Genomic DNA, 11,715 nt, shown 5'->3' with positions numbered 1-11,715 from the left:
TTCTTCCGCTATGGGCGGAAGAAAAAGGATATCGCTTCTATCGGGGCTAGATTAGAAGCCTATTTTTCAAAAGTAATATAGCCCGGCTAATCCAATTATCAATCCTTGAACGGCTAAATTATCGTAGGAAGAAATTAATTTATCTACAAGTATTTATAATCCCTTAAAATAAAAATTCCAACAACCTTGAACAACCTCTATTCCGAATACATTTTTTAAATTCTAAAACTTTAAAATTAGCGCATAAAAAAAGATCCAGTTTTCACTGGATCTTTTTAATATAGTTTAAGCAATTAATTATGCTTTATTATGCTTGTCTTCGATTGTATGTTTATCATCACTTGAAATCGTGTCAACCAATACTGGTGTAGCGATAAATAATGAAGAATAAGTACCTACAACAATACCAATTAACATTGCAAAGATAAATCCTCTGATTGATTCTCCACCAAAGATAAACATCGTCAATAATACGATAATCATCATTAATGAAGTATTCAACGTTCTTGATAATGTAGTATTAATAGAAGCGTTTACGATATCTTCAAAACTACCTTTACGATTTCCGATAATAAACTCTCTAATTCTATCGAATACAATTACAGTATCGTTCATAGAGTAACCAATAACGGTAAGAATCGCAGCAATAAAGTGCTGATCCATTTCCATGTGGAAAGGCATGAATTTATAACATAAAGAGTAGATTCCTAATACAAAGATTACGTCATGCGCAACAGCTGCAATCGCACCTAATGAATATTGCCATTTACGGAAAGAGATCATTAAGTATAAGAAAATAACTGCCATCGCACCAAGAACAGCCCAGTATGAATTTGTTTTGATATCTTCAGAGATAGAAGCTCCCACTTTAGAAGATTGTAAAACTCCAACTCTTTTACCATCAAATGTATTAGTGAATTTCTCATAAGTAACATTAGGGAAATACTTCGCTAATGCATCATATAATTTTTTGTTCACTTCTTCATCAACAGCAACACCGTCTTCTTTAATTTTATATTTAGTTGTGATTTTCAACTGATCATCATCACCTAAAATTTTAGCCTCAACCGGAGTTCCAAAAGCAGCAGATAACTCATCTGAAATAGCAGTAGCATCTACTGGTTTTTCAAATTTAACCTGAAAAGTTCTTCCTCCAACAAAATCAACACCTTCATCTAATCCGTTAACGAAGAAGATAGAAATTAAACTTACAACAACAACAATTGAAGAGAAGATATAAGTGAATTTTTTGATTTTAATAAAGTCAAAGTGGAAATTAGTAAACCAGTTTTTAGTAATATTAGTAGAGAAAGTCAAATCACCTTTTCCAGCAATATTTCTGTCAATGAAAATTCTGGCAATAAAAATTGATGTAAACAATGAAGTTACGATACCAATAAGTAATGTCAAAGCGAAACCTTTAATTGGTCCTGTTCCAAAAATAAACAAGATAGCTCCAGTTAAAACGTGCGTTACGTTTGCATCAATAATAGAACGCATTGCACCATGCCATCCGTAAGAAGCTACAACTGCTTCAGACAATGATTTACCTTCACGTAATTCTTCTTTCGCTCTTTCAAATATAATAATGTTGGCATCTACCGCAGTACCTAATGTTAATACGATACCTGCAATACCTGGCAATGTTAATACAAAACCAAAACTTGCCATAATTCCAAACAAGAAAAGTAAGTTTAATAATAAGGCAAGGTTAGCATACCAACCTGCTTTACCATAATAGAATACCATCCATAAACAAACTAATAAAAATCCTAATACAGATGAGATTGTACCAGCATCAATAGCTGCCTGACCTAAAGATGGTCCTACAACAGTTGATTGGATAATATCTGCAGAAGCCGGTAATTTACCTGCATTCAATACGTTTGCTAAATCTTTAGTTTCAGCCACATCAAAAGAACCTGTAATTTCAGATCTTCCTCCAGCGATTGGACCACTAGTAACACCAGGAGCAGAATATACAATGTTATCTAAAACAATAGCAATATAACTTTTTTGAGCAAAAGCTCTACCTGTCAATTCTTCCCAAACTTTAGCACCCTGACTGTTCATTTGCATAGAAACAGCTGGTTTTCCTAATTGGTCAAAAGTATCTTTAGCATCAGTAACAACACCACCACTCATAGCAGGTACGTTATCTCTGTTTCCTTTTAAAGCATATAATTCAACTGCTTCAACTTCTTTTCCTTTAGCATCTTTTAAAGTAGTTGGTTTACTCCACACAAATTTTGCATTGTGTTGGTCAGCAGCCAATAAAACTCTAATTTCTGGTCTTTTAAAATAAGCATTGATAGTAGCAGTATCTTTTGGAGCAAAGTAAGCTAAAACTGGTCCACCACCCTGACCTAACATTTTGTCAAATAATGGGTTGTTTCCTTTTTTAACATCAACAGAATCTTTAGCATCAGTCAATAAAGCATTCAATGAATCTTTAGCAACAGTTTTAGTTTCTGTTTTCTTAACTTCAGTTTTTTTCAAAGCTTCGTTAGTAGCTACTAAGAAGTTTCCAATTTCTTCAATTTTATAAGTTTCCCAAAACTCTAATTGAGCTTTTCCTCCTAATAATTTCTTGATTCTATCAACATCTTTAGCACCTGGAAGTTCTACTAAAATTCTTCCGGTTTCTCCCAATTTTTGAATATTTGGTTGTGTAACACCAAATTTGTCAATACGCTCTCTTAATACTTTGTAAGCACTTTCGATAGACTCATCAACTTTTCTTTTAATAACTTTTTGAGCTTGCGCATCAGTCATTTGAAAATCAATTCCACCTTCTCCTTGTAAACTTCTGTTTGCAAAAATATCTGGTGAAGCTAATTTTACAGTTCCGTTTGAGTTCGCTTCAAAAGCTTCAAAAAACTTATTTAAATAGGTTTTGTTTCCTTCTAAATTTGCAGTCGCATCAGCTAATGATTTATTAAATACCGGGTTTTTAGAATTGTTTGACAATCCTTTCAATACATCCTTAACAGAGATTTGAAGAATAACGTTGATTCCTCCCTCTAAGTCAAGACCTTTATTTAATTGTTTGTTTTTTACTTCGTTATAAGTAAAATTTGTAAAACCAAGATTTAGCACCTCTACTTTTCCAATAGAATCTAAATATTTTAGCTCTTTATCAGGATTGTCTCCTGCAAAAGCTTTAGCTTCACTTTTGACGCTGTTTGCCACAAAAGTGAACGAAAGTTGGTAAATACTTACCAATGCAAATAGAATTGCGAAAAATTTAATAAGTCCTTTATTCTGCATTATTACTAAAAATTAATTATGTTTTATTGTTTGTTTTTGTTTTAAAGTCCCATAAAATAAGCCCTGACATCATTTTTTAAAACTAAAAAACCAGATCACGAATTACAGCATTTTTTTTAAACCGAGCAAATATATAATTCTCGAAAAGATTAACCAATTTATTTATTAATTAATCTCAAAAAAAAGACTGCAAAAGTGCAGCCTTTTCCTTTTTTTACCAAATTCTTTATACTAAAATCGATTTTAGGGCATCATTCATGCCTCTAACTGCATCTGCACTTTTAGCAAACAAAGCCTTTTCATTATCATTTAATTGAATGTCCAGAATTTCTTCTACTCCATTTTTACCTATTATACAAGGTACACCTATACAAATATCATTTTGTCCGTATTCTCCTTCAACAAAAACAGAACAGGCAATCATTTTCTTTTGATCATTCAATATACTATCAACCAAATAAGCTACTGAAGCTCCAGGTGCGTACCATGCCGATGTTCCTAAAAGACCTGTAAGTGTTGCTCCTCCTACCATTGTATCAGCAGCGACTTTTTGTAATGCTTCTTCTGAAAGAAATTCTGTTACCGGAATTCCATTATAAGATGCTAAACGAGTCAAAGGAATCATAGTTGTATCACCGTGACCTCCAATTACCATTGCCGAAATATCATTTGCAGGTTTATCTAAAGCCAAAGACAAATAAGTCCTGAAACGAGAACTATCTAAAGCACCACCCATACCAATAATTCTGTTTTTTGGTAATCCGGTAGATTTCAAAGCTAAATACGTCATCGTATCCATTGGGTTGGAAACAACAACAATAATAGTATCTGGCGAATGCTTTAATACATTCTCAGCAACTGTTTTTACAATCCCTGCATTGATACCTATTAATTCTTCGCGTGTCATTCCTGGTTTTCTTGGAATTCCAGATGTAATAACAACTACATCACTTCCGGCAGTTTTAGAATAATCATTGGTTACCCCAGATACTTTGGTATTAAAACCTGTATTTGTGGCACATTGCATAATATCCAACGCTTTCCCTTCGGCAAAACCTTCTTTAATATCCAACAACACTACTTCGCTTGCAATTCCTCTATAAGAAATAACATCTGCACATGTAGCTCCAACATTTCCTGCTCCTACAATGGTAACTTTCATATTTTATACTTTATCGGTTATTAATTAATTTATTTTTAGAAACGACAATTCGTTTAATCGTTTAAGTAAATTTAAACAATTAAACGAATTGAAGGTTAAACTTTTTTATTATGCATCGATATTTGCATAAACAGCATTTTTCTCGATGAATTCTCTACGTGGTGGCACCTCATCTCCCATTAACATTGAGAAAACTCTATCTGCCTCAGCCAAACTATCAATAGTTACCTGACGCAAAGTTCTGAAGCCCGGATCCATTGTCGTTTCCCATAATTGCTCCGCGTTCATCTCTCCAAGACCTTTATAACGTTGGATCGCTGCACTTCCTCCCATTCTTTCATTTGCCTGATCACGTTGAACATCATTCCAGGCGTATTCTTTTTTGTTTCCTTTTTTAACTAAGTATAAAGGTGGAGCTGCGATGTATACGTGACCTTCTTCGATCAATTCTTTCATGAAACGGAAGAAGAACGTTAATATTAAGGTAGAAATGTGACTACCATCGACATCGGCATCACACATGATGATTACCTTATGATATCTAAGTTTTTCAAGATTTAATGCTTTACTGTCTTCTGCAGTACCAATGGTAACTCCTAAAGCGGTAAATATGTTACGAATCTCTTCGTTTTCGAATACTTTATGATGCATCGCTTTCTCCACATTCAAAATCTTACCACGTAATGGTAAAATCGCCTGAAAGTTACGATCACGACCTTGTTTTGCTGTTCCACCAGCCGAATCTCCCTCGACCAGGTAAACCTCACATCTTGCAGGATCCTGTTCAGAACAATCTGATAATTTTCCTGGTAATCCACCGCCACCCATAACGGTTTTACGTTGTACCATTTCACGTGCTTTTTTAGCAGCGTGACGTGCCTGAGCAGCCAAGATTACTTTCTGGATAATGATACGGGCATCATTTGGATTTTCTTCCAAATAATTCTCTAACATTTCTCCAACAGCCTGAGAAACCGGAGAAACTACTTCTCTGTTTCCAAGTTTTGTTTTTGTTTGTCCTTCAAATTGAGGTTCTGCAACTTTTACCGAAATAATAGCTGTTAATCCTTCACGGAAGTCATCTCCCGCAATTTCGAATTTCAATTTATCTAACATTCCAGATGCATCGGCATATTTTTTAAGGGTTCTTGTCAAACCACTTCTAAAACCTTGTAAATGCGTTCCTCCTTCGTGTGTATTAATATTGTTTACGTAAGAGAAAATATTCTCCGTATAGCTTGTATTATAAATCAAGGCAACTTCAACCGGAATTTCACCTTTTTCATTATCCATGCTGATAACATGAGAAATAATTGGCTCACGGTTACCATCTAAATAACGAATGTATTCTTTTAGCCCTTCATCAGAATGAAAAACTTCAACTTTAAACTCTCCTTTATCGTCAATTTCTCTTTTATCAGTAAATGTAATTGTGATTCCTTTGTTTAAGAAGGAAAGCTCACGCATACGAGCTGATAAAGTATCATATGAAAACTCTGTAGTCTGAGTAAAAATAGTATTATCAGGATAAAAAGTCTGACGTGTACCTCTTTTATCTGTTTCTCCGATTTGTTTTACCGGATATAATGATTTTCCTCTTTCATATTCTTGCTCATAGATTTTACCGTCTCTAAAAACAGTAGATCTCATATGAACAGAAAGTGCATTTACAACAGAAACCCCAACACCGTGCAAACCTCCTGAAACCTTATAAGAATCTTTATCAAATTTACCTCCGGCACCAATTTTGGTCATTACTACCTCAAGTGCAGAAATACCTTCTTTTTTATGTATATCTACCGGAATACCACGACCGTTATCTTCAACTGTTACCGAACCGTCTTCGTTAATTGCAACACCAATGGTATCACAATGTCCTCCCATCGCCTCATCAATAGAGTTATCAACAACCTCATAAACCAAATGATGTAGCCCTCGAACCCCCACATCTCCTATATACATCGATGGACGCATTCTTACGTGCTCCATTCCTTCTAATGCCTGAATACTATCTGCTGAATAATTGTTCTTCTTGATTTCTTCGCTCATATAATTTATTCTAAAAAATGTATTTATTGTCTAACACGCAAATATATAAAAACGCAAATTATATATCCGTTAAATTCCCATTTAAAGCACTTAAGTTATTAACATATTATCAAAAAAAGTCAATTAAAAAAGGAACAATCGATTTTAATTTCTGTTTTTTTGAAATTCTAAATCTTAAATCAAAATTGAAAAAAATAAATTCCTGTTTCAAAGCCTAAACAATCCTAAAAATAAAATCCGAAACCACATTTTCATGTCGTTTCGGACTCTATAATTAACTCCAAATTGGTATTTGGAATTTATAAATTGAAGTTTCTCCCTTTTATTGTTTTTTATTAAAATCTCCTGCATAAACAGAAGTCATTTTATCTAAGCTTAAATATTTTTTCAAAACAGCATTAACTTCTTCCACTTTCAATGCCTTAGCTTTATTTTCTAAATCATCATAATCTTCTAGCGGAATTCCATATTGCAAATAAGTATTAACCAAATTCATTAAAGTGTCATCGCTACCTAATCTTGTTTTTCTTTCATTCTGCCAGCTTACCAAATTTGATTTTAGTTCTTCCACTGTAAAACCATCTTTTAACGCTTTTGCAATTTCTTCCTTTGTTGCCGTTTCAACTGCATTCTTTTTCGTCGGATTTAAAAAAGCATAGTACGACCATGAAGCAACATCACTAGTAATAGGCACATCAATAAATGAGCCTGCACCGTAACTTATTCCTTCTTTTTCTCTCAATCTCATCGGAATTCTTGCACTTAAAAAACCACCACTCCCTAATATTTCATTGGCCATCACAAAAGCCGGATAATCTGGGCTGGTCCTTGTCATTTTAAAACCAATTCTACCAAGTGCTACAGCATTTTCTTTATCCGGAGTTATATAATCCTTGTCTAATACTTTTGTTTCAAAATAAGTAGGTTTAGCCAATTCATACTTTGATTTAGAATTCCATTTTCCAAAAGTGTTTTCTAAAATCTGTACTGTAGAATTACCTTCTAAATCCCCTACAACGCTTCCAATGCCATTATTTCCTCCTAAAACATTTTGATAAAAATCAACTATCTCCGTTTGTTTTATCTTTTTAAAAGCATCTATTTGCTCCTGAATTGTTGGCGTGTAAAAAATACTCGTTTTATCATATTTCGTAGTCTGTCTGGTAAGTTCCGTAAAGGCAACGGTTTGAGGATCATTCAGGTTAGACTCCAAATACGTATTATACTCCGTAATCGTTTTTGTCAGTTCATTTTGCGGAAAAGTGGAATTAACAAGCAAGTCATTTAAAATTTCCATTACTTCTTTAAAACTTTCTTTATAAGTACTGATGTTAATTGATAATGTTTGTCCTGAAAAGTTAAAATAAATACTAGATTTTAATTGATCCAATCGATCCTGAATTTGTTCTTTTGTTCTGGTTTTAGTTCCCGTTTTTAGTAATTGCGCGAGGATTCCGCCAGTATCTGTTTTACCTGCTAATTCTTTTTCATTACTAACCGGAAATTTAAAATTGGCCTGAACTTTACCGCCTTTTATTTCTTTTTTTATCAAGCCGTATTTAGCTCCGTTGCTTAATTTTCCTTCAACAAAATTTTGCTTTAAGTTTTTTATTGAAGCTTCGAATGCAGCAGCCTCTTTTTCTAAAGCTTTTCCCTTATAATCTTTAGTTAAAGCAAGTACCTGCTCATCTGTAAATTCAACAGGTTTTACTCGCTGTTCTTCTTTTGAAGGTATAAATATTCCAATCGTTCTGTTATTGCTTCTAAAATATTTCTCCGCAACTCTTTGAATATCTTCCTTTGTTAATTTTTCAACAGCATCTCTATACAAATAACCCAATCTAAAATCGCCGGCTCCAATAATTTCCGTTAGATTAATTGCAAAAGAAATAGTATTATTTTTAACGCCTTCAATTTGTTTGATAATCTTTGCTTTAGCCCTGCTTACATCCTGATCCGTATATTTAGTGGTTGTTATTTTATCTAATTCTGTTCTAACAATTTCTTGTGTTGCTTTAATATCTTTATCATTAGGAACAGCAACTCCAAAATACATAAAACTGGCATCTCGAACATTTGGCTGCCAAACATATAAGCTGGAAACTTTTTGAGTTTCTACCAAAGTTTTATATAAATATCCAGAAGGATCAGATGTTAAAATTTCACCCAAAGCATCAATTGCTGCAAAATCATTATCAGCATAAGGAACAGTATGGTATAATGCGCCTACATTTTTGCTATCACCAGCTCTTTTAAGCTCAACAAATTTCTCTCCGTCTTGCGCTGGTTCTATTGTATAAGTTTTATCTAAAACCCTTTTTGGTCTTGGAATAGACCCTAAATATTGTCCGATATATTGCAATGCTTTTTGTTCGTCAAATTTACCGGCAATAACTAAAGTTGCATTATCCGGCTGATAGTATTTTTCATAAAAAACCCTAAGCCTATTTGCTTTTACTCGTTCAATATCTTCTTTACTTCCAATGGTACTGTTTCCGTAATTGTGCCACAAATAAGCTGTAGAAAGAATTCGTTCCTGCAAAACACCATCCGGGTTATTTTCACCTATTTCGAATTCATTTCTTACTACAGAAAACTCCTTATCAAGATCTGTTTGTAAAATAGTCGCATTGATCATTCGATCGGCTTCCATTTCAATACTCCATTTTAAATTTTCATCGTTTGATGGAAAAATTTCGTAGTAATTAGTCCTGTCTAACCAAGTGGTTCCGTTGGCAGCTCCTCCCTTATCAGAAAGCATTTTTTTTATATCACCCAAATTCTTGGTACTTTTAAAAAGCATGTGTTCTAATAAATGCGCCATACCTTTTTCTCCATAACCCTCGTTTCTGGAACCAACACTGTAAACAATATTGACTACCATATTACTTTGAGAAGCATCTGGAATCAAAAGAACTTTTAATCCGTTATTTAAAGAATATTCTTTGACACCTTCTACATTAGTAATGTATTTGGGTGTCTCCGATTTTTGTGCATAAACTGAACTCAACGAAACAAATGAGCAGTACAAAATTCCACTTAGTAATAGGTTTCTCATAGATTGTATTTGATTATTAGAAGTAATTGTTCTTGGTAATCAAATATAGTATTTTTCTTAAATACGATAATCTGAAATTAACTAAGTTTTAGTAATTTACAGAAAATTAAATCCCAAATTTTAAATTTTAAATTCCAAATTCCAATTGATGTCATAAAAAAAACCGAAACAAATATTTAAAATATCGTTTCGGTTTTTTTATTTATTTTTTTTAATATCTCAATTCTTTTGGAATTTGGAATTTAAAAGATTGGAATTTAAATTTAAACCACAACTCCAGGCTTCGAAATCTCTTTACCTGCATTTACGTGAGCTGAATTTGCCCTACCACTCGGATCTTGATTGTCCTGCCATTTCGGAATCCATTTACGTACTGTTTGGGCAGCACTAACTTGTGGATAATATTTATGAAATATTGATCTGTAAAAATAAGCTTCTTTTGTTGTTGGTGAATTATATGGAAATTCAACAGTAGCTCTGGCCAATTGCTCGTCTGAAACCTGTCCAGCACAATATTTGATTAATTCATCAACCCAATTATAACCCACTCCGTCTGAAAACTGCTCTTTTTGTCTCCATAAAATTTCTCCCGGCAAATATGGGTTTTCAGGTGTATCAAATGCTTTTCTTAAAATGTATTTTTCAATATCATCATATGTTTTAGGTTGTTTTTCTTCCGTTTTAATTCGGATTGCCACATCCAGAAAAGCTGTATCTAAAAACGGAATTCTCGCTTCTAAACCTGTTGCCATTGTCGTTTTATCGGCACGCAATAAATCGGCAGTAAATAACTTCTGAACCCTTTCAATGGTTTCATCCTGGAATTCTTCTGATGATGGAGCGTTTCTAAAATACAAATGGCCACCAAAAATCTCATCGGCACCTTCACCTGAAAGAATTACTTTTATCCCTTTCTCACTTATTGCTTTTGACAACAAATACATCGGAACTCCGGCTCTTACAGAAATAATATCATAGGTCTCAATATGATAAATTACTTTTTCTATGATTTCAACACCTTCTTCTACAGAAAAATGTATTTCATGATGATCAGTTCCTAAAAATTCAGCTGCTTTTCTGGCCGCAATATTATCAGGCGCATCAGCATTTAATCCAATAGAAAACGACTGTAGCTTTTTTCCGTTCTCAGCATATAATCTAGCCGCAATTGATGAAGTTAAAGATGAATCTAATCCGCCTGATAACAAAACTCCAAGGGGAGCTTCGCTCATCAAACGTTTACGGGTAGCTTCGACCAAAGTCTCACGAATCAAATCCAAATCCAGACTTTCTACAGCTTTTTTGTGATCTTCGTAATCAGGACGATAATATTTTACAAAACCTGTTTTAGCCGTATAATAATGTCCCGGAGGAAAAGTTGAAAATGATTTACACTGATCTGAAATTGATTTCATTTCTGAAGAAAAATAAATTCTTCCTCTTTCGTCCAATCCATAATACAAAGGTTTTACTCCAATTGGGTCTCTTCCGGCAATATAGTCATCACCATCAATAATCACAAAAGCAAAATCTCCATCAAGCATATTACAGAAATTGTATCCAAATTCTTCGTACAAATGGACAATAACTTCTGAGTCTGATTTTGTTCTAAACGTATGCTCTTTTAAAACGGTGTTTTTTAATTCCTGATAGTTATAAATCTCGCCATCATGAACCATCCAGGCTTTATTTGATCCCTGAATAGGCTGTTTACCTGTCTTTAAGTCTACAATTGATAAACTTTCATGACAAATAATACTACCGTTCTCCATAATATGCAGATCATTCTCATCAGGACCACGATGCGACATTCTTTTAGAAAGTTCTTTTACAAGTTTCGGGTCTTTTCCTTTACCAATAACTGCCAATAATCCAGACATACTATTCTATTTTTTTATTATTATCTTTTTCACTTCCCTCATGAAGCGAATTAACTTTTAAAATTGATTTTAATTTTACATCTGAAGTAAAACTAAATATATTCCTGTATTTTCCTGAAATCCTTTCTTAATCTTGTAGATTTAATCTGTCTTTAAACAAAACATCAAATATAAAAAGAAAGTTAAATATTATCGAAAAAAAAATCATAAGTCGTTGAAATTATGAATTTAACAATTTTAAAGACGAAAAACGTCCTCTAAGAATAGAGAACGTCTTTGCTTAATATATACTAAAT

5 protein-coding genes are annotated in these 11,715 nt (G+C 33.4%); all 5 read right to left on the bottom strand.

Annotation, left to right across the window (positions count from 1 at the left end; translation table 11 throughout):
- Positions 1 to 297: 297 nt before the first annotated feature.
- Positions 298 to 3,270, bottom strand: a complete 2,973-nt coding sequence (secDF, locus tag AC6CH4_RS14035) for a protein translocase subunit SecDF (protein ID WP_498103912.1) — start codon at positions 3,268 to 3,270, stop codon at positions 298 to 300.
- A 226-nt stretch (positions 3,271 to 3,496) separates the two neighbouring features.
- The gene (mdh, locus tag AC6CH4_RS14030) at positions 3,497 to 4,432 is read right to left on the bottom strand and encodes a malate dehydrogenase (RefSeq protein ID WP_192185448.1); all 936 of its coding nucleotides are present in this window, start codon (positions 4,430 to 4,432) and stop codon (positions 3,497 to 3,499) included.
- A 108-nt stretch (positions 4,433 to 4,540) separates the two neighbouring features.
- Positions 4,541 to 6,481, bottom strand: coding sequence for a DNA topoisomerase (ATP-hydrolyzing) subunit B (gene gyrB, locus AC6CH4_RS14025; protein ID WP_498103910.1), 1,941 nt, complete (start codon positions 6,479 to 6,481; stop codon positions 4,541 to 4,543).
- Between the two features lie 322 nt (positions 6,482 to 6,803).
- Positions 6,804 to 9,539 carry a M16 family metallopeptidase gene (locus AC6CH4_RS14020; protein WP_498103908.1) on the bottom strand — a complete coding sequence of 912 codons (2,736 nt, stop codon included), beginning with the start codon at positions 9,537 to 9,539 and terminating at the stop codon, positions 6,804 to 6,806.
- A 263-nt stretch (positions 9,540 to 9,802) separates the two neighbouring features.
- A complete protein-coding gene (gene asnB, locus AC6CH4_RS14015; RefSeq protein ID WP_498103906.1) occupies positions 9,803 to 11,419 on the bottom strand; it encodes an asparagine synthase B in 1,617 nt (538 codons plus the stop codon).
- Between the last annotated feature and the right edge of the window lie 296 nt (positions 11,420 to 11,715).

This window comes from Flavobacterium sp. GQ95 (assembly GCF_059758655.1).
Note: the sequence above shows the minus strand (reverse complement) of the source record. Positions and strands in the feature narration are given on the sequence as shown.

What these genes read in the sequence shown, in the direction of transcription:
- AC6CH4_RS14020 (WP_498103908.1), bottom strand. Translation starts at nt 9,539, where the DNA reads ATGAGAAACCTATTACTAAGTGGAATTTTGTACTGCTCATTTGTTTCG.
- secDF (WP_498103912.1), bottom strand. Translation starts at nt 3,270, where the DNA reads ATGCAGAATAAAGGACTTATTAAATTTTTCGCAATTCTATTTGCATTG.
- gyrB (WP_498103910.1), bottom strand. Translation starts at nt 6,481, where the DNA reads ATGAGCGAAGAAATCAAGAAGAACAATTATTCAGCAGATAGTATTCAG.
- mdh (WP_192185448.1), bottom strand. Translation starts at nt 4,432, where the DNA reads ATGAAAGTTACCATTGTAGGAGCAGGAAATGTTGGAGCTACATGTGCA.
- asnB (WP_498103906.1), bottom strand. Translation starts at nt 11,419, where the DNA reads ATGTCTGGATTATTGGCAGTTATTGGTAAAGGAAAAGACCCGAAACTT.